Source organism: Streptomyces sp. MCA2, from assembly GCF_023544705.1.
GTDB classification, from domain to species: Bacteria; Actinomycetota; Actinomycetes; order Streptomycetales; family Streptomycetaceae; genus Streptomyces; species Streptomyces decoyicus.
This window is the reverse complement of the sequence record NZ_JAMJFM010000003.1, coordinates 256,066-274,864: the sequence shown is the minus strand read 5'-3', so window position 1 is coordinate 274,864 and position 18,799 is coordinate 256,066. Positions and strand designations below refer to the sequence as shown.

Annotated in this window: 14 protein-coding genes and 2 pseudogenes; 11 read left to right on the top strand and 5 right to left on the bottom strand. The window is 73.0% G+C overall.

Features of this window, described 5'->3' with window-relative positions; all coding sequences use genetic code 11:
• Window positions 1-215: 215 nt before the first annotated feature.
• The 3 genes and pseudogenes from M8I34_RS04400 to M8I34_RS04390 all read right to left on the bottom strand — a co-directional run.
• Window positions 216-1,463, bottom strand: a complete 1,248-nt coding sequence (locus M8I34_RS04400; protein ID WP_250047967.1) for a thiolase family protein — start codon at window positions 1,461-1,463, stop codon at window positions 216-218.
• A gap of 218 nt (window positions 1,464-1,681) precedes the next feature.
• Window positions 1,682-2,419 (bottom strand): annotated as a pseudogene (locus M8I34_RS04395) (CoA-transferase subunit beta); the annotation flags it as partial.
• Between the two features lie 471 nt (window positions 2,420-2,890).
• A pseudogene (locus M8I34_RS04390) lies at window positions 2,891-3,541 on the bottom strand (CoA transferase subunit A); the annotation flags it as partial.
• 176 nt (window positions 3,542-3,717) lie between these two features.
• On the opposite strand from M8I34_RS04390, the gene M8I34_RS04385 reads away from it, so the two are divergent.
• Together M8I34_RS04385 and M8I34_RS04380 are read left to right on the top strand one after the other, a co-directional pair.
• The gene (locus M8I34_RS04385; RefSeq protein WP_250047966.1) at window positions 3,718-5,448 is read left to right on the top strand and encodes an IclR family transcriptional regulator C-terminal domain-containing protein; all 1,731 of its coding nucleotides are present in this window, start codon (window positions 3,718-3,720) and stop codon (window positions 5,446-5,448) included.
• A 301-nt stretch (window positions 5,449-5,749) separates the two neighbouring features.
• Complete coding sequence (locus M8I34_RS04380) at window positions 5,750-6,292, top strand: phospholipase (protein ID WP_250047965.1); 543 nt, start codon at window positions 5,750-5,752, stop codon at window positions 6,290-6,292.
• A 188-nt stretch (window positions 6,293-6,480) separates the two neighbouring features.
• On the opposite strand, the gene M8I34_RS04375 is transcribed toward M8I34_RS04380, so the two are convergent.
• The gene (locus M8I34_RS04375; protein ID WP_250047964.1) at window positions 6,481-7,878 is read right to left on the bottom strand and encodes an MFS transporter; all 1,398 of its coding nucleotides are present in this window, start codon (window positions 7,876-7,878) and stop codon (window positions 6,481-6,483) included.
• 233 nt (window positions 7,879-8,111) lie between these two features.
• The gene (locus tag M8I34_RS04370; protein ID WP_250047963.1) at window positions 8,112-9,281 is read right to left on the bottom strand and encodes a YihY/virulence factor BrkB family protein; all 1,170 of its coding nucleotides are present in this window, start codon (window positions 9,279-9,281) and stop codon (window positions 8,112-8,114) included.
• 18 nt (window positions 9,282-9,299) lie between these two features.
• Here M8I34_RS04370 and M8I34_RS04365 point away from each other — a divergent pair, with 18 nt between their 5' ends.
• The 9 genes from M8I34_RS04365 (at window position 9,300) to M8I34_RS04330 (ending at window position 18,780) form a co-directional block, all read left to right on the top strand.
• On the top strand, window positions 9,300-10,949 hold the full coding sequence (locus M8I34_RS04365) for an acyl-CoA dehydrogenase family protein (protein WP_250047962.1): 1,650 nt from the start codon (window positions 9,300-9,302) through the stop codon (window positions 10,947-10,949).
• A 617-nt stretch (window positions 10,950-11,566) separates the two neighbouring features.
• Window positions 11,567-12,856, top strand: a complete 1,290-nt coding sequence (locus tag M8I34_RS04360; RefSeq protein ID WP_250047961.1) for a GAF domain-containing protein — start codon at window positions 11,567-11,569, stop codon at window positions 12,854-12,856.
• Window positions 12,857-13,113: 257 nt separating this feature from the next.
• Window positions 13,114-13,974, top strand: a complete 861-nt coding sequence (locus tag M8I34_RS04355; RefSeq protein WP_250047960.1) for an LLM class flavin-dependent oxidoreductase — start codon at window positions 13,114-13,116, stop codon at window positions 13,972-13,974.
• 158 nt (window positions 13,975-14,132) lie between these two features.
• Window positions 14,133-14,801, top strand: coding sequence for a class F sortase (locus M8I34_RS04350; protein WP_250047959.1), 669 nt, complete (start codon window positions 14,133-14,135; stop codon window positions 14,799-14,801).
• Between the two features lie 289 nt (window positions 14,802-15,090).
• On the top strand, window positions 15,091-15,690 hold the full coding sequence (locus M8I34_RS04345) for a GNAT family N-acetyltransferase (protein WP_250047958.1): 600 nt from the start codon (window positions 15,091-15,093) through the stop codon (window positions 15,688-15,690).
• A 92-nt stretch (window positions 15,691-15,782) separates the two neighbouring features.
• Window positions 15,783-15,866 carry a putative leader peptide gene (locus M8I34_RS41830; protein WP_350257049.1) on the top strand — a complete coding sequence of 28 codons (84 nt, stop codon included), beginning with the start codon at window positions 15,783-15,785 and terminating at the stop codon, window positions 15,864-15,866.
• A 214-nt stretch (window positions 15,867-16,080) separates the two neighbouring features.
• Window positions 16,081-17,778 (top strand): nitrite/sulfite reductase, encoded by a 1,698-nt coding sequence (locus M8I34_RS04340; RefSeq protein WP_244418102.1) that lies wholly within the window; start codon window positions 16,081-16,083, stop codon window positions 17,776-17,778.
• Window positions 17,779-17,893: 115 nt separating this feature from the next.
• Window positions 17,894-18,082, top strand: coding sequence for a hypothetical protein (locus M8I34_RS04335; RefSeq protein ID WP_030075988.1), 189 nt, complete (start codon window positions 17,894-17,896; stop codon window positions 18,080-18,082).
• Entirely contained in the window at window positions 18,079-18,780 is a 702-nt protein-coding gene (locus M8I34_RS04330; RefSeq protein ID WP_244418103.1) for a phosphoadenylyl-sulfate reductase, read from the top strand. Before M8I34_RS04335 ends, M8I34_RS04330 begins: the two co-directional genes overlap by 4 nt.
• Window positions 18,781-18,799 lie beyond the last annotated feature (19 nt).

Here is an 18,799-nt window from a genome sequence, read left to right as displayed (position 1 = left end):
AGCCATGGGGGCCGTCTCCAGGCGGTGGGTGGGGTGGCGGGTGGTGGGGTGGCGGGCGGTGGGTTGCAGTGCGGTGGGGTGGTGGTCGGCCGACGGGGCGGGGAACCGACGGAGGAGGGGAGGCCCGCGCTCTCGGGGGGATACGGGCACAGGCACATCCGCATCCGCGTCCGCGGGCGAGGACGAGTACGAGGGCTTGGGCTAGGGCGAGGGCGCTACCTCTCCAGCACCACAGCAAGCCCCTGCCCCACGCCGATGCAGAGCGTCGCCAGTCCCGTACCGGAGCCGGCGGCCGCCAGTCGGTGGGCGACCGCGCCGGTGATCCGGGCGCCGGAGGCGCCGAGCGGATGCCCGAGAGCGATGGCGCCGCCGTGCGGGTTGACGAGGGCGGGGTCGAGATCGGGCCATCCGACCAGGCAGCCGAGCGCCTGGGCGGCGAACGCCTCGTTCAACTCGACGGTGTGCAGCGCCTCGAAGCCGCGTCCGGCCTTCTCCAGGGCCCGCCCGGCCGCCTCGACCGGACCGAGCCCGAAGTACTGCGGTGCGATGCCGGTAACGGCGCTGCTGCGGATCCGGGCGAGCGGTACGCACCCGGAGGCGCGCAGCCCCTGTTCGTCCATCAGGAGCAGCGCCGCCGCCCCGTCGCTCAGCGGGGAGGAGTTGCCGGCGGTGACGGCGCCTCCCCCGGCCTTCGGTCCGGCCGTCCCGCACCTCGCTTCGCCCGCCTTGCGGAAGGCGGGCCGCAGTTTTCCGAGCGCCTGGAGCGAGGTGTCCTCGCGGATGCCTTCGTCGCGGACCGCGGCCGCGCCCTCGGCATCGTCGCCGTACGGCACGACCTCCGCGTCGAACGCGCCGTCCTTCCAGGCCCGCGCCGCCTTCTCATGACTGGCCAGCGCATAAGTGTCCTGCTGTTCACGGGTGATGCCGTAGCGGTCGGCGATCAGTTCCGCGCCCTCGCCGAGGGCGACGGTCCACTCGTCGGGCATCCGCGGGTTGGTCAGCCGCCAGCCCAGGGTGGTGGAGTGCAGCGTCTGCGGCCCCGCGGGGAAGGCCCGTTCGGGCTTGGGCAGCACCCACGGCGCCCGGCTCATCGACTCCACCCCGCCGGCGACGGCCACGGAGGCATCGCCGAGCGCGACGGCCCTGGCGGCCTGGATGACCGCCTCCATTCCCGAGCCGCAGAGACGGTTGACCGTGACGCCGGGCACGGTCACCGGCAGCCCGGCGAGCAGCGCCGCCATCCGTGCCACATCGCGGTTCTCCTCCCCCGCGCCATTGGCGTTGCCGAGGTATACGTCGTCGATCCTGGCCAGATCCAGTCCCGGGGCGCGGTCCACGAGGGCCTTGACGACATGCGCGGCGAGGTCGTCGGGGCGGACCGCGGACAGCATGCCGCCGTATCTGCCGATGGGGGTGCGGACGGCGTCGACGACGTAGACGTCCCGCGGGCGGTCGATGAGCATCAGGCGTCCTTCCGGGAGCGGCGGGCGGCGAGTTCGGCGGCGGCGGGCGCGGTGGGTGTGTCGTGCGCGGTCGCGGCCGGAGTGTGGGGCGCGGACACAGCGGATGCGTCCTGCGCGGGCACAGCGGCCGAGTCATGCGCGGGCACCCCTGGAGTGCGGTGCGCGGGCGCCCCGGGGCCGGTGTGCGCGGGCGCCCCGGGGCGGGTGTGCGCGGGCGCCCCGGGGCGGGTGTATGTGGGCGCCTTCAGGGCGCGCAGGGCGGCGAGTTCGGCGGCGGTGGGCGGGGCGGTGACGCCGATCCGGTCGGCTTCCTTGAGGTCCCAGCCGGTCGCCTCCCGCACCTGATCGGCCGTCACTCCCGGGTGCAGATCCGTGAGGACGAGTTCAGCGGTGAGCGGGTCGGGGCGCAGCACACCGAGGTCGGTGATGACCGCGGTCGGTCCGGCGCCGGGCAGTCCGAGCGCCGCCCGGTCCCTGGGGCCGCTGCCGTGGCCGAGGGTGGTCACAAAGTCCAGCGCACCGACGAAGTTACGGCGGCTGTGCCGCAGGACCATCAGCACCAGCCCGCAGTTGGCGGCGATTTCGGGGGCGCCGCCCGCACCGGGCAGCCGCCCCTCGGGCCTGCCGGGGCCGCGCCGGACGACGGTGGTGTTGATATTGGCGAACCGGTCGACCTGCGCGGCGCCGAGGAAGCCGACATCGATCCGGCCGCCCTGCAACCAGTAGTTGAACATCTCGGGCACGGACACCACCGCGTCCGCGGTGTCGGCCAGCTCACCGTCCCCGATGGAGAGCGGCAGCCGGGTCGGCTTGGAGCCGATGGTGCCGGACTCGTAGACCAGCACCAGATCCGGATTGACCGTGCGGCGGGCGAGGTTGGCGGCCGTACTGGGCAGCCCGATGCCGACGAAGCAGGTCCGCGCACCCGCCAGGGCACGGGCGGCATTGACCTCCATCAGCTCGTCGGGGGTGCACTCCGGGGCGGGCTCCGGGGCCGCCCCAGGGACGGGCTCCGGGGCGGCTTCGGGGACGGTCTCAGGGGCGGCCTCAAGGGCGGTCTCAGGGGCGGTCTCATGGGCGTGCGCCGACGACGGAGCCGCGGCCACCACGGCAGCAGTGGCTCCGGCCACCGACACCGCCGTCGCCACCCGGGCCGGTTCCACCGCCTCTCCCTTCTCCTCTCCTTCCGCCCCCTCCCCCTGCTCCCCGGGCCTCTCCGCCTCCTTGGGCTTCCCTGACTCCTCCAGCTCCCCGGACTCCCCGGGCCCCCCAGGCTCCAAGCGCACACACTCCCCCAGCCATCGCCCGAACGCCGCCCGGTCCCGCGAAATGGCGTCCCATTCCCGGTAGAAGGCGTTGTCCCGGACCGAATAGCCGGCCGCGTAGGACGGATGGGCGCCGCCGGGGACGAGCGCGACCGCGTCGACGACCCATGTGGGCAGGACGACGCCGCCGGGACGGGGCTCCAGGGTGTCGACGACTTCCTCGACGGTGACCAGTACGCGCCGGGCGGCCAGCGCCGCCTCCTTCTGGATCCCCGTCAGGCCCCACAGCTGGACGTTGCCCGCCCGGTCGGCCTGCTGCGCATGGATGACCGTGACGTCGGGGTTGAGGGCGGCGACGGCGGCCAGCTCCTCGCCGGTGAACGGGCAAACGACGGTGGAGACCGTGGGCGTACGGGCCGGGATGTCGCTGCCGCGGTAGCCGCGGAGCACGGCGAACGGGAGTCGTGCCGCGCCCGCGGCGTAGCGGTTGGCCATCCCGGCATGGCTGTGCTCGTCGATCTCCAGCGGGGCGGGCCAGCCGTTCTCGACCGCGTCCCGGAAGCGGTGCAGCGATCCGACACCCGGATTGCCACCCCAGGAGAAGACCAGCTTGGCGGCCACGCCCGCGCCGATCAGCTGGTCGTAGACCACGTCCGGGGTCATCCGGGCCAGCGTGAGGCCCTTGATGCCCTGACGGATGATCTCGTGCGCCGCGGCGAACGGGATGAGGTGGGTGAACCCCTCCAGCGCCACGGTGTCTCCGTCATGGATCAGCTCCGCGACGGCATCGTGCAGGGAACGGATGTCGGCCATGTCCTCACCCTCGGTTCGTGCCGGGGCATGGCCTCAACGACCGCCCCATCTCCACTTGTTCGCACAGTGAACTTAAGTTCATAATTGAGCCGCCTTGAGTTTGGACCCCGCCCCCGGCCCTGTCAACGGTCCGCCCGGGTACGGTTCCGACCAGATCGCCGCACCATGGAGAGGCCATGACCCAGCCCGCCGCCACCACCCCGTCCGCACCGCCGGCGCCGCCGCCAGAAGCGGTGGGGCCGCTGATGCGCAGCCTGTCCGTGCTGCGGGAGCTGGCGGCCGGCGGCGGCCGGCAGCCGGTCGGCGACCTGGTGCGCCGAACCGGTCTCGCCCGCTCCACCGTCGACCGGGTGCTGAGCACGCTCGCGCGCCTGGGCTACGTACGGACCGAGGGCCGGGACGCGGTGCTCGCGCCGCGGCTGCTGGAGCTCGGCAACGCCTACCTCGCCGCCTCCGAACTCCCCGACCGGCTCGGCCCGCTCGCCGACCGGCTGGCCGACGAGCTGGACGAGTCGGTCTCCCTCGCGGTGCCGGACGGCGACGGGGTGCGCTTCGTCCACCAGGCGACCCGCCGCCGCGCCATGTCGCTCGCCTTCCGCATCGGCGATCTGCTGCCCGCCGAGCGGGGCGCGCCGGGCGCGCTGTTCGCGGATCGCTGGGACGCGGCGGACTGGCGGCGCTGGCGCTCACGCCGCGCGGCCGACCCGACGGACGCGGGCTTCCCTGCGGTGCCGCCGCGGCGCGCCGAGGACGGGACGGGTGACGACGCCGGGCCGGGCCCGGACGCAGGCTCGCCCGCCGGTTTCGAGGCCCAGGTGGCCGCCGCGCGCGACGCCGGCTGGTCCCTGGACGACCAGCTCATCGAACCGGGCCTGGTCGCGGTGGCCATGCCGGTCCGCGACACCGCCGGCCGCCCGGTCTGCGCACTCAGCGTCGTCAGCCACACCAGCCGGCTGAGCGCTGCCGAACTGCCCGACGCGGTACTCCCCCGCCTCCGCGAGACGGTCTGTGCGATGGAGTACGCCCTGAGCCTCCCCCGGGACGCGGCATCCGCCCCCGACACGGCGCCCGGCCCGTCCCACCCCGCCCATGCCACCTGGATGCGCGCGTCCAAGCAGGAACTGGGCCCCGAATTCGTCGAATCGATGGCCCGCGGGCTGATCACCCTCACCGCGTTCGGCGCCGGCCGCGCCGAACTCCCGCTCACCGCCGTCGCGGAGGCCACCGGCCTGGCCCGCGCGACCGCCCGCCGCGCCCTGATCACGCTGGAACACCTGGGCTACCTCGCCACCGACGGCAAGCTCTTCCGCCCGACCCCGAAGGTGCTGGAGCTGGGCTTCGCCCCTCTCTCGGGCCTCACCCTGCCCGCCCTCGCCCAGCCGCACCTTGTCGCACTGGTCGAGCGGGTGCACGACTCCGCCTCGATGGCGGTCCTCTCCGGCGACGACATCCAGTACGTCGCCCGGGTCCCCACCGTGCGCATCATGAGCGTCAACATCACCCTGGGCACCCGCTTCCCCGCGTACCCGACCTCCATGGGCCGCGTCCTCCTTGCCGACCTCCCCCCGGCCGAACTCTCCGCGCGACTGGCCCGCACCGACCTCGCACCCCTCACCCGCCACACCGTGACCGATCCCCGACAGCTCCTCGCCCTCCTGGAAGAGGTCCGCTCCCACGGCTTCGCCCTGGTCGACGAGGAACTGGAAGAGGGCCTGCGCTCCCTCGCCGTCCCCGTACGCGACCGCACCGGCCGCGTCGTCTCCGCCGTCAACGTCTCCACCCACGCGGGCCGTTGCACCGCCGACGAGGCCCGCGAGGCCCTCCTCCCGGCCCTGCGCAGCGCCGCCGCCGCCATCGAGGCGGACCTGTGGGTGGCGGGGAGGTACGCACGCATTCCGGTGCTGTGACGGGTACCCGGCCGCGTCCCGACACTCCTCGCGCAAACGGCCGCGCACGGCGCGCGCGGGTGAGGAGTTTTGCATTCCGCATTCCGGGACCCACCGGGTGGATACTTTTTTATTGCGACTGCTCCGCGGAGCAAAAGATGTCGTGTTAGCCTGCGGGCGCGGTCAGTTCGGGGGACGACCGCACGGGGGGTGCTTTCGCTTTCGCGTCGGCGTCGGCTGTGCGCATGCATTTTCTCCCGGGCTCCGGCCGCGTCCCCTTACGGGGACACATACCGGTTACCGGAAGGCATAGACAGCACGCATGAACAAGCTCGGTATTTCCTTGGCCGGCGCCGCACTCAGCGGCGTCGTCGCCCTCTCGTCGGCCACCCCGGCGCTCGCCGGTCCCGCGGGCGCGGACCGCACGGCTCCCAAGGCATCGACCGTCTCGGCGAACCCGCAGGTGACGGCGGCCGTCAGCAGGGCGCAGAAGCTCAAGCGGCTCAACCAGCTGACCGAGAAGTACGGCATGCCGCTTTGGGAGAACACTCGCGTCAAGTGGCAGGACGGGCACGACAAGTACCGCTTCGACTGGTCGACCGACGGCTGCTCGGGCGTCACCGACAACCCCGGCGGATTCCATTTCTGGGAGTCCTGCGCCCGGCATGATTTCGGTTACCGCAATTACAAGAAGATGCATGAATTCAGCCGCGCGCACAAGAAGCGGGTGGACGATTCCTTTCACTACGACATGCAGAGTGTCTGCAAGCGCCAGTGGGGCCCGTACAGCCAGGCCCAGCGCAAGGGGTGCCTGAAGGTCGCGAAGAAGTACTACGACGCGGTCCGGGCCCTCGGCCACCTGTGAGGTGACGGCCGCTCTGCGGGCGGGCCCCGCTGAGTTCCTGGCGGGGTGAACTGCACTTCCCGATACCGGCCCCTTGGCCCCGATGCCGGAACCCGGCCCGCACACACTCCACGGGCTGGGCATTCCGGCATCGGGGCAACTGAGCATCGGGGCAACTGGGCAAGGGCGTGCGGGCGAGGCCCCGCGAACTACTCGGCGCCGAGCGGCGCCGATGAGGGGGACGCCGGGGCCGCCGCCGGCCGGCCGATGCGCCGGGCGAGCGGCACCAGGCCGATGGCGAGCGAGCCCAGCAGACCGGCCAACGCAAAGGCGGTGAAGCCGAGTTGGTCGTTGCCGGTGGCGGCGAGGGTGCCGCCCAGCCAGGGGCCGGCCACCGCGCCGGTACGGCCGATACCGGTGACCCAGCCGATGCCGGTGGCCCGTTCGGCGGCCGGATAGACGCGGTGGGCCGCCGCGTAGACCATCACCTGTGCGCTGAAGAGCCAGACACCGGTGACGGCCACGACCACATAGGTGAGGCCGAGCGGCAGATGCGCTCCGAGCAGCAGGGCGCCGGCGGCGGTCAGCAGGAACCAGAGGGCGGAGACCCTGACCGGGCCGTAGCGGTCGGCGGTGCGGCCCGCGATCAGCATGCCGACGATCCCGCCCGCGTTGATGATGAGCAGGAAGCTGACCGAGGACGTGAGGCCGTACCCGGCGGCCCGCATCATCTGCGGCAGCCAGGTGCTCACGCCGTAGACCAGGAGCAGACCGCAGAACGAGGCGAGCCACAGCAGCGGCGTCGCCCAGCGTGCGCCGGGGCGGAAGAGGGCGAGGATCGCGGCCAGCCGGCCCTTGGCCCCCTGGGCGGGGGCATCGGCGGGTACGGGGCGGGCCATGCCGTAGCGGTCGGCGACCGCATCGGCCTCGGCGGTACGGCCCTTGGCGAGCAGCACACCGGGCGATTCCGGCAGCAGGCGCAGCAGCAGCGGGGCCGCGACGACCGCGGGCAGCACCCCGGCCCAGAACACCCAGCGCCAGCCGAGCGCGGGCGCCAGCGTCAGCCCCAGGCCCGTCGCGAACATGCCGCCCGCGTGGTACGAGGTCATCAGCAGGCCGGTGGCGAGGGCGGCCCGGCGGGGCGGTGCGAACTCCATCACCAGGGAGAGGCAGAGGGGCATCAGACCGCCGAGGCCCAGGCCCGCCAGGAAGCGGCCGGCGCCGAACGGGCCGGGCGCGCCGGACAGCGCGCAGACCGCCGACCCGGCGGAGAACAGCAGCACGCTGGTGACCAGGACCGGGCGGCGGCCCAGCCAGTCGGTGAGGGTGCCGGTGCCGAGGGCACCGATCAGCATGCCGAAGGTGGTCCAGCTGCCGATCGTGCCGGCCCCGCCGGAGGTGAGGCCGAGGCCGGGGTCGTCGAGCATGTGCGGCATGACGGCGCCGTAGATGTTGACGTCCATACCGTCGAAGAAGACGGCGAGCCAGCACAGCGCCAGGACGGGCGCGACGGAGCGGAAGGTGTGACGGCCGGGGCCCGGGGGCGGGCCGGGGGGTGTTCCTGCGGACGGGTCGGTGGCGGGCGGCGGAGGGCCGGTGGGAGACATGGGGACCTCGGATTCACGAGGCACGAGGCGCGACGCATGCAGCACGAAGGGCGACGCGCGAAGTGACGCTCGGAGGGCAGAAGTTCGCCTGGTGAACTTTCGTTCGCGAAGTGGTCGGCATGGATCATCTGCCGGAGTCCCAGGGCTGTCAATGCCTCGCGCACGTCTTCATGGCCGGAGGCGCATACGGCACAGCGGACCGCGGCCAGGCCGGCGGGCCGGGTGACGTCCGCTCAGTCGTCGCGCGTGCCGCCGTCGCCGCGGCCCTCCCCGTGGCGGCCGTCGCCACGGCCCCCGTCGCCGTCACCACCGCCCTCACCGCCACGCTGACCGCCGTCCGCCCCGGCCCCCTCCGCCCCGTCGGCGCCCGTCCTCTCGGCTCCCGCCTCCTCGGCACCCGATTCGCCGACACCCGCTCCCTCAGCGCCCGCCTTCGCCGACGCCTTCGCCGCCGTCCGCCGTGCGGCCTCCTCGCGGGCCGCGGCCGTGGCGACCGACGGCCACACCCGGTCGAGTGAGGCGTTCGTCGCGGCCCCGACCAGCACCGCGAAGGCTGACACACCGATCCACAGGAGTACCGCGACCGGCGCGGCCAACGAGCCGTAGATGGTGGGCCCCTCGACCGTCGAGGTGAGATAGAGCCGCAGCAGGAAGCTGCCGAGCACCCACATACCGAGCGCGACCACCGCACCCGGAATGTCCTCCGGCCAGGGCGAACGGACCGGAACGGACGCGTGGTAGAGCGTGGTCAGAAAGGCGACCGACAGGAGCAGGACGACCGGCCAGTACAGCGCCCGGATGATGTGCTCACTGGACGGCAGCCAGCTCACGACGGTGTCGGGCCCGGCCACCATCAGCGGCAGGGCGACGGCGCCGACGACGAGCGCGGCGAGGTACAGCGCGAACGCCAGCAGCCGGGTCCTGATGATGCCGCGCCGGCCGTCGAGCCCGTACATGATGGTGATGGTGTCGACGAAGACGTTCATCGCGCGGGACCCGGACCACAGGGCGATGGCGAAGCCGAGCGAGATGACGTCCGGGCGGCGGCCGGTGAAGACGTCGGTGAGCAGCGGCCGGGCGATCTCGTTCACGCCCTTGGCGGACAGGACGGTGCCGGCGGCGCCGAGGATGTGCCGGCGGACGCTGTCGATGGTGTCGTGCCCGATCCATGCGTTCGTATAGCCGAGCACGCCCAGGAGCCCGAGGATCAGCGGCGGCAGCGACAGCAGGCTCCAGAAGGCGGCCTCGGCGGCCAGGCCGGTGACGCGGTACTTCATGCAGGAGTTGACGGTGTCCTTGAGCAGGAGCCAGGCCAGCCGACGCTTGGAAACGTTGCGGTAGAGGGCGCGGGCCTTGGTCAGACGGCCCGCGGGCCGCTCGGTTGGTTCGTTTGCCTGCTGCACCTCCTTACCGTATCTGGCATGGCAGCCACCACTCACACGGTCACGAACCAGCCTCCGCCGCTGGTCGGATACGACGTCTTCGCCGGCGACGCGGCCCTGACGGAGGGCGTCGGCCGGTATGTCGCCGACGTCCGGCTCGACGAGGTACGCGAAGAACTGAGCACGCTGGGGAAGGCGGCCGGCTCCGCGCACGCCCGGCGCTGGGGCGAGCAGGCCAACGCGAACCCACCGGTCCTGCGCACCCATGACCGCTACGGCCACCGCATCGACGAGGTGGAGTTCCACCCGGCCTGGCACCGGCTGCTCGGCCATGCGGTCACGGCCGGGCTGACCGGCGCCTGGGGCCGGCCGGACGGCCATGTCCGCCGCACCGCCGGCTTCCTCGTGTGGACGCAGGCCGAGGCGGGGCACGGCTGCCCGCTGTCGATGACCCATGCGGCGGTGCCCACGCTGCGCGCCGAGCCCGAGCTGGCGGCCGAGTGGGAGCCGTTGCTGACCTCGCAGGTGTACGAGCACGAGCTGCGCCCGGTCGCCGAGAAGGGCGGCGCGCTGGCCGGGATGGCCCTGACGGAGAAGCAGGGCGGCAGCGACCTGCGGGCCCTCACGACCCGCGCCGAGCCGCTGGCCGCCCCCGGCGAATACGTACTGACCGGTCACAAGTGGTTCTGTTCGGCGCCGATGTCGGACGCCTTCCTGGTGCTGGCCCGGGCGCCGGGCGGGCTCACCTGCTTTCTGCTGCCGCGGGTGCTGCCGGACGGGAGCCGCAACTCCTTCCGTATCCAGCGGCTCAAGGACAAGCTCGGCAACCGCTCGAACGCCTCCGCGGAGGTCGAGTTCGACGGGGAGAGCTGGGCGCGCCGGGTCGGCGAGGAGGGGCGCGGAGTGGCGACGATCATCGAGATGGTCGCGGCGACCCGGCTGGACTGTGTCAGCGCGTCGGCGGCGGTGATGCGGCAGGCGGTGGCGCAGGCGCTGCACCACACCGCGCACCGGGAGGCCTTCGGCGACCGGCTGATCGACAAGCCGCTGATGCGCAATGTGCTGGCCGATCTGGCGCTGGAGTCGGAGGCGGCGACCGCCCTCGCGCTGCGCCTGGCGGCGGCGTACGACGCCGACACCGAGCAGGACCGGCACTTTCTGCGGCTGGCGGTGCCGGCGGCGAAGTACTGGGTGACCAAGCGCTGCACGCCGATGGTGACCGAGGCGCTGGAGTGTCTGGGCGGCAACGGTTACGTGGAGGAGTCGGGACTGCCGCGGCTGCTGCGCGAGGCCCCGCTCAACTCGATCTGGGAGGGGTCAGGCAATGTCCAGGCGCTGGACGTACTGCGGGCCCTGCGGCGCGAACCCGAGGCGCTGCACGCGTTCCTGACCGAGATCGGGGCGGCGCGGGGCGCGGATCACCGGCTGGACCGGGCGATCACCGGGATGCTCACCGAGCTCGCCGATCTGGAGGGCATCGAGGCGCGGGCCCGACGGCTGGTGGAGCGGATGGCGCTGGTGCTCCAGGGTTCGCTGCTGGTGCGCCACGCCCCGTCCGAGGTCGCGGACGCCTTCTGCGCCGGCCGGCTCGGCGGTGACGCGGGCGCGGCGTTCGGGACGCTGCCGCACACGCTGGATCTTGCGGCCGTGGTGGCGCGGGCGCGGCCGGTGGCCGAGGGCGAGGACTGAGGGCTGAGCGCGGTACCGGCCCGACGCGGCGGCGGCTCCCCGTCGCCTCCGGGCCCTCGCCTCGCAGGACGACGGGGACAGGGGGTCGCCGCCGCCGCGTCGGTTCAGGGAGCGGTGCCGCGCCGACACGGCACCGCTCCCGGTTCAGGGTGTCCCGGGCGCTGCCGCACGGCCGTCGGCCGACTGCGGCTGATATGCGGTCAGGACGTCGGCCGCGGGCCGCCGGGGGACCTCGTGGTGGACGGCGGGACGGACGGCAGGTGCGCGACGCACCCCCTCGTCCACCGCGCTCACCACGACGCGCAGGGAGCGGCCACCATGGTGAGCCCCCTCCTGGCCGTGCCGACATCGCGCCTGGCGGCCGATGGAATCCCGGCGACAGCCGGCGGTTCCCCGACGGGTGACCGGCGAACCCCCGGTGGCGAGACGCCATCGGCCGCTCCGGCCAGCCTTCCGGGAACGCGTCATGGGCGACAACGGTTGCAGTGCGTTGCAGTGCCCGGAGACCAACCGGGACAATGGCGCTTCGAGAGCGGACCGTTGAGCGCACGAGGGGCACGAAGGGCACCAAGGGCACGACCCCGAGGGACGAGGAACAGGGCACTACGGAGAGCAGCGTGAGCGACAGAGCGATCGACAGTGCCATCTGGTCGGCCCAGGACAACCGCGCCACCGCCCACCGCCTCGCCACGGTCCACGAGGCGGTGCTCGCGGGCGAGGTTGCGCCCGGCGATTCCTCCGGCATGCCCCGGGCGGTGATCGGTGAATCCTGGCGCCGGGTGCTGATCTCGGGCGTCGACCCGGACCGGGACCGGCCCCAAATCCTGCTGCCCGTGGCGGAGTTGGAACGCCGTCGGCAGGTGTCGCAGCTGACGGCGGTGCTGCCGGTGTTCAACGAGGGGCTGCTGCCCTCCGCCGACGCCGCACAGCAGATCATGGTCGTCACCGACGCCGAGGGCCGGGTGCTGTGGCGGGAGGGCAGCGCGCCGGTGCGGCGGATGGCCGACCGGCTCGGCTTCGACAAGGGGGCCTGCTGGACGGAGGACGTCGTCGGCACCAACGCCATCGGCACCGCGCTGGTGGCCCGCCGGCCGGTGCTGGTGCACTCCGCGGAGCATTTCGTCCGCAGCCACCAGCAGTGGACGTGTGCCGCGGCGCCGCTCCACGACCCCCGCGACGGGCGCCTGTTGGGCACCGTGGACATCAGTGGTCCGGCGCCCTCCTTCCACCCCACGACGCTCTCGCTGGTGTCCGCGGTCGCCCGGCTCGCCGAGGGTGAGCTGCGCAGCCGCCATCATCTGTCCCTGGAACGGCTGCGGTCGAGCGCGGCGCCGGTGCTGGCGCGGATCGGCGGGCAGGCGCTGGCCGTGGACCCGAGCGGCTGGATCGCGGGGGTGACGGGACTGACGCCGCAGGACCGGGTGGCGCTGCCCAAGTCGCCCGAGGCCGGGCCGCTGTGGCTGCCGCGGTACGGCATGTGCACCCTGGAGCCGTTACCCGGCGGCTGGCTGGTCCGTGTCGGGCGGCAGGAGCAGGACGCCGGGCCGAGCCGGGTGGTGCTGGACGTCAGCGGGCGGGACGGCTCGACGGTCACCGTCAGCGGACCGGCCGGCAGCTGGTCGCACGAGCTGACCCCGCGCCATGCCGAGCTGCTGTTCGTCCTTGCCGCGCATCCGCAGGGACGCAGTGCCGCCGAACTCGCCCGGGACCTCTTCGGCGACGACAGCCGTACGGTCACCGTGCGGGCCGAACTGTCCCGGCTGCGCCGCCATCTCGCGAGTGTGCTGGCGCACCGGCCGTACCGCTTCGCGGACGGAGTGGAGGTGGAGCTCCGGCTGCCGCCGCGGCCGGCTCAGCTGCTGCCGCAGTCGTCGGCGCCCGCGGTGGCGGCGGCGCGGCGGGGGTGACGGGCCGGGGGATGGTCCGGGGAGAGCGGGGTCCAGGGGCCGGGGGTCCGGGGCCCGGGGGCCGGCGGCCCGGCGGCGAAAATCGGATGCGGACGCGCGTTCCCCCTCGTAGGGTGACGGCACTCTGACATCAGCTCTCCAGAAGGACGTCGCAGAACGGGAGCAGCCCGCGCGCAGCGAACGCGCGGTGCCGAACGAGTGGGCGACATGACAATCCGCGATCACTCATGCCCGTTCGTCCTTCTGGAGGACCTTCCATGTCCGTAGGCCTCGGCCTTCCCATCGGCGATCCCGCACAGCTGCTGAGCTGGGCACGGCGCGCCGAAGCCACCCCCTTCACCACCGTCGCCCTGCTCGACCGGCTGGTGTTCGGCAACCCCGAACCGCTGATCACGCTGGCCACCCTGGCCGGCGCCACCTCCCGGATCCGGTTGCAGACCGAGGTGCTGCTCGCCCCGCTGCACCGTACGACGCTGCTCGCCAAGCAGGCCGCCACGCTCGATCTGCTGTCCGGCTCGCGCTTCACCCTCGGCATCGGCATCGGCGGACGCGACGACGACTATCTGGCCGCCGGTGTCGACCTCCGCACCCGCGGCCGGCGGCTCGACCGGCAGCTGGCGACCATGCGGCGCATCTGGTCCGGGGAGCCGCTCTCCGAAGACGTCGGCCCGATCGGTCCCGCCCCCGCGCGGCCCGGCGGGCCCGAGGTGCTGTTCGGCGGGTTCGTGCCCGCCGTGATGGAGCGCGTGGCCCGCTGGGGAGACGGCTTTCTCGGCGCCGCCCTCCCGGCCCCCGCCATGGACGGCCTCTTCCGTGAGGTGGAGGCGGCCTGGTCCCGGGCCGGCCGTACGGGCCGGCCGCGGCTGCTGGCCCAGGTCAATGTCGCGCTCGGCCCGGAGCCGACCCTCGACCGTGCCCGCGAGGAACTGCGCGCGTACTACCAGCCGAGCAGCTACACCGACCATGTCGTGAAGGGGCTGCTCACCACCGGGGCGCAGATCCGCGAGGCGGTGGCCGCGTTCCGGGCGATCGGCGCGGACGAGGTGATGCTCTACTGCTGGTCCCCGGACCCGGACCAGGTCGAGCGGCTGGCCGATGTGGTGTTCCCGGCGCCGTAACCGGCACGGCCCATGGCGGGCGACGCAGCGATGCGGCGCCCGCCACCCGTTCGGCCGTCTGCTGTCGCCCCCGCCCCCAGGCGCGCCTAGCGTGCCGACAGCGGACCCGTGCACCCCGGGGACGGGCACCCGGGACGCGCGGCCACGGGAGGTGAGCGATGAGCCCGACAGGCCCGCCGGAAGCGACGCCCGGGGAGCCCGCGGCCGCACGCCGGCCCAGGTGGGGCGTGCTGGCGCTGGCCGGGCTCATCGGGATCGGCATGGTGCGCCAGGGACTGTCCGGTGAGGCGGACGGGCCGCCGCAGCCGGGGGCGGACACCGCGCTCTTCCCCGGCGACCTCCCGCCCGACGGCCCCGCGCCGCCGCCGCTGTCCCGTTCCTCCCCCTCCCGGGTGGCGATTCCGTCGATCGCGGTATCGGCCCCGCTGATGCCGCTGGGCCTGGACAAGGACGGCCTGATCAAGGCCCCGCCGGCCGACGCCCCCCGGCTGGCGGGCTGGTACGAGGACGCGCCGACCCCCGGCGAGAACGGCACCGCCGTCATCGTCGGCCATGTCGACAGCGGCAGCGGGCCCGCGGTCTTCTACGGGCTGGGCGCCCTGGAGAAGGGCAGGACGATCCGGGTGACCCGCGAGGACGGGCGGACGGCGGTCTTCGAGGTCTACGGCACCCAGGTCTTCGACAAGCGGAAGTTCCCCGCCCGGAAGGTCTACGGCACCACCGGACGCCCCGAGCTGCGCGTCCTGACCTGCGGCGGCGACTACTCGGCGGACTCCGGCTACGCGGGCAACGTGGTGGTCTTCGCCCGGATGACGGGCACCGGCTAGGGCCGTCCCGCCCCCGCTCATCCGACCACGTCATCCGGATTCGTAGCCGGGGCCCGTCGTCCGGCCTCGCCGTTCGGCCCCGTCGTCCGGACCGCCTCCCTCCCCGAGCACCGGTGATGCCCGCCCACATCGGCCGCGCCTGCCTCACCTGCCGCACCGACCACGCCCCACACTGTGAGCCGGTGTCTCACGATTCGGGACGACGGTCCTCCGCACCGCCCGCTCCCCCGCCCCTCCCGCCCCCAGGGCCGGGCCCGGGCCCCGGATCCCGGTGTGATGTGCTGGCCCCATGAGCCTCTCGGTCACCACGTGGTACCTCGAACAGACCTCGCGCACCGATCTGTCCCCCGCCACGGGACCGGCGGCCGAGCAGGACGTCCGTATCATCCGGTCCGAGGTGCCATCGCCCGAATTCAGCCGCTTCCTCTACACGGCGGTCGGCGGGGACGTCACCTGGACCGACCGGCTGACGTGGCCGTACGCCCAGTGGGCGGCACACCTCGGGCGCCCCGGCGTGGAGACCTGGGTGGCGTACGAGCGCGGCACCCCCGCCGGGTTCATCGAGCTGGCGGCGGACGCGGACGGCTCGGTGGAGATCACCTACTTCGGGCTCCTCCCGGATTTCCGGGGGCGCCGGATCGGCGGGCATCTGCTCGCATACGGGATCGAGCGGGCCTGGGACCTGGCCGAGCGGTGGCCGGGGCTGGCGCCGACCGAGCGGGTGTGGGTGCATACGTGCAGCAAGGACGGTCCGCATGCGATGGCCAACTACCAGCGGCGCGGCTTCCGGCTGTACGACACCACGGTGACCGAGGAGCCCGACGTACCGGCTCCCGGACCCTGGCCCGGCGCGGGGCCCACCACCGCCGGCACGCCCGCCGGGGAGTGATCGACACCACACCGTCTCGCGATGCGGGACAGAGGTGTCCAAACTCTGGATAACGGTGGACTGGCCGGAGAGCGGCGTGACACGCTTCCGTCATGTCTCGAGCTGGAATTGCCTTGGTGAGTCGGCGGCACGTCGACCTCGGCCGCATGTCCAGCGCCATTTGTCGGGCGGGCTGAGGCTGTATTCCCCAGGGGTCTTCGGCCCCGGGCAGCACCCAGCACCACCGAACCTCACGCCGTCCCCACCGTTGCGGACGCGCTGACCCCCTCGATCCGCAGACCTTCCCGACGCGTGTGCCACGCGCCGCCTTTCGGTATGTCTGCGCAGGTCACCGCGGGTGTCCAGCGCCCCGTCCGCTTTTTTTGAGCCCGCCCAGAAGGACGTACACCCATGGCCGCCTCCCCCGAACTCCCCGCAGCTGCCACGACCCGCCGCAAGGCCGGACGCCACCGCGGCGAGGGCCAGTGGGCCGTTGGCCACCACACACCGCTCAACGGCAACGAGCAGTTCAAGAAGGACGACGACGGTCTCAATGTGCGGACACGCATTGAGACGATCTACTCCAAGTCCGGTTTTGACTCCATCGACCCCAACGACCTGCGCGGGCGGATGCGTTGGTGGGGCCTGTACACCCAGCGCAAGCCCGGGATCGACGGCGGCAAGACCGCGATCCTGGAGCCGGAGGAGCTGGACGACAAGTACTTCATGCTGCGGGTCCGCGTCGACGGCGGGCGGCTGTCCGTGGCCCAGCTGCGTGCGATCGGCGAGGTCTCGGAGCAGTACGCCCGCGGCACCGCGGACATCACCGACCGGCAGAACATCCAGCTGCACTGGATCCGCATCGAGGACGTCCCCGCCATCTGGGAGAAGCTGGAGGCCGTCGGGCTCTCCACGACCGAGGCCTGCGGTGACTGCCCGCGCGTGATCATCGGCTCCCCGGTGGCCGGCATCGCGGCGGACGAGATCCTCGACGGCACCCCCGCCGTCGACGAGATCCACGACCGCTACATCGGCAGCAAGGAGTTCTCCAACCTGCCGCGCAAGTTCAAGACCGCGATCTCCGGCTCCCCCGTCCAGGACGTGGTCCACGAGATCAACGACGTGGCCTTCGTCGGCGTCGTCCACCCCGAACACGGCCCCGGCTTCGACCTCTGGGTCGGCGGCGGCCTGTCCACCAACCCCAAGCTCGCCCAGCGCCTGGGCACCTGGGTGCCGCTGGACGAGGTCGCGGACGTCTGGGCCGGTGTCGTCGGCATCTTCCGCGACTACGGCTACCGCCGGCTGCGCACCCGCGCCCGGCTGAAGTTCCTGATGGCGGACTGGGGTCCGGAGAAGTTCCGCCAGGTGCTGGAGGACGAGTACCTCCAGCGCAAGCTGGCCGACGGCCCCGCGCCCGAGGAGCCGGTCTCCAAGTGGCGCGACCACATCGGTGTGCACCAGCAGCAGGACGGCCGCTTCTACGTGGGCTTCGCCCCGCGCGTCGGCCGGGTCGACGGCACCACCCTCACCAAGATCGCCGAACTGGCCGCCGACCACGGCTCCGACCGGCTGCGCACCACCGTCGAGCAGAAGATGATCATCCTCGATGTGACGCAGGACCAGGTCGACTCGCTCGTCGCCGGGCTGGAGGCGCTGGACTTCCAGGTCAACCCCTCGCCGTTCCGGCGCGGCACGATGGCCTGCACCGGTATCGAGTTCTGCAAGCTCGCCATCGTCGAGACCAAGGGCCGGGGCGCCTCGCTCATCGACGAGCTGGAGCGCCGGATGCCGGACTTCCAGGAGCCGGTCACCATCAACCTCAACGGCTGCCCGAACGCCTGCGCCCGTATCCAGGTCGCGGACATCGGCCTCAAGGGCCAGCTGGTCCTGGACGACGACGGCAACCAGGTCGAGGGCTACCAGGTGCACCTGGGCGGCGCGCTGGGCCTGGAGGCCGGCTTCGGCCGCAAGGTCCGCGGCCTGAAGGTCACCGCCGACGAACTCCCCGACTACGTCGAGCGGGTGCTGCGCAACTTCGAGTCGCAGCGCACGGACGACGAGCGGTTCGCCCAGTGGGCGGCCCGTGCGGAAGAGGGTGCGCTGAAGTGAGCGAGCCTCGGCGCGCGGCGCCGGCTGGACTGAGAAGCCGCGCAGTGACGAAGGAACGAGCAGTGACGAGGGAAGCCGGCGCATCCGAGCGCGCCGAGGCTGAGCGGGGGACGCCGTGAGTGAACGTGCCGCGCCGTTCTACTGCCCGTACTGCGGGGACGAGGACCTACAGCCTTCCGAGGAAGGCCATGGCGCCTGGGAATGCCGGTCCTGTAGCCGGGCGTTCCGGCTGAAGTTCCTGGGCCTGCTGGCCCAGGGGCTGACCGGCAAGACCCCTGCCGCACCCGACGGAGGCGAGTCGTGACCACCACTACCACCGCAGCCGACCTCCAGCAGCTGGCCGAGCAGGCGGGCCGCGACCTGGAGGACGCGCCCGCCCTGGAGATCCTCACGTGGGCCGCCGAGACCTTCGGCCCGCGCTTCTGCGTCACCTCCTCGATGGAGGACGCGGTCGTCGCGCATCTGGCCTCGCGCGCCTTCCCCGGCGTGGACGTGGTCTTCCTGGACACCGGCTACCACTTCCCGGAGACCCTCGGGACGCGGGACGCCGTGGCCGAGGTGATGGACGTCAATCTCATCACCCTGACACCGCGTCAGACGGTGGCCGAGCAGGACGCCGAGCACGGCCCGAAGCTGCACGACCGCAACCCGGACCTGTGCTGCGCACTGCGCAAGGTCAAGCCCCTCGAAGAGGGCCTGACCGCCTACGACGCCTGGGCGACGGGGCTGCGCCGGGACGAGTCGCCCACCCGGGCGAACACCCCGGTCGTCGGCTGGGACCCCAAGCGCCAGAAGGTGAAGGTCTCGCCGATCGCCCGCTGGACGCAGGCCGACGTGGACGCGTACGTGGCCGAGCACGGAGTGCTCACCAACCCGCTGCTGACGGACGGCTACGCCTCCGTCGGCTGCGCGCCCTGCACCCGCCGGGTGCTGGAGGGCGAGGACGTCAGGGCCGGCCGCTGGGCCGGCAGCAACAAGACCGAGTGCGGGCTGCACGGATGACCGAGCATCAGGAGATATC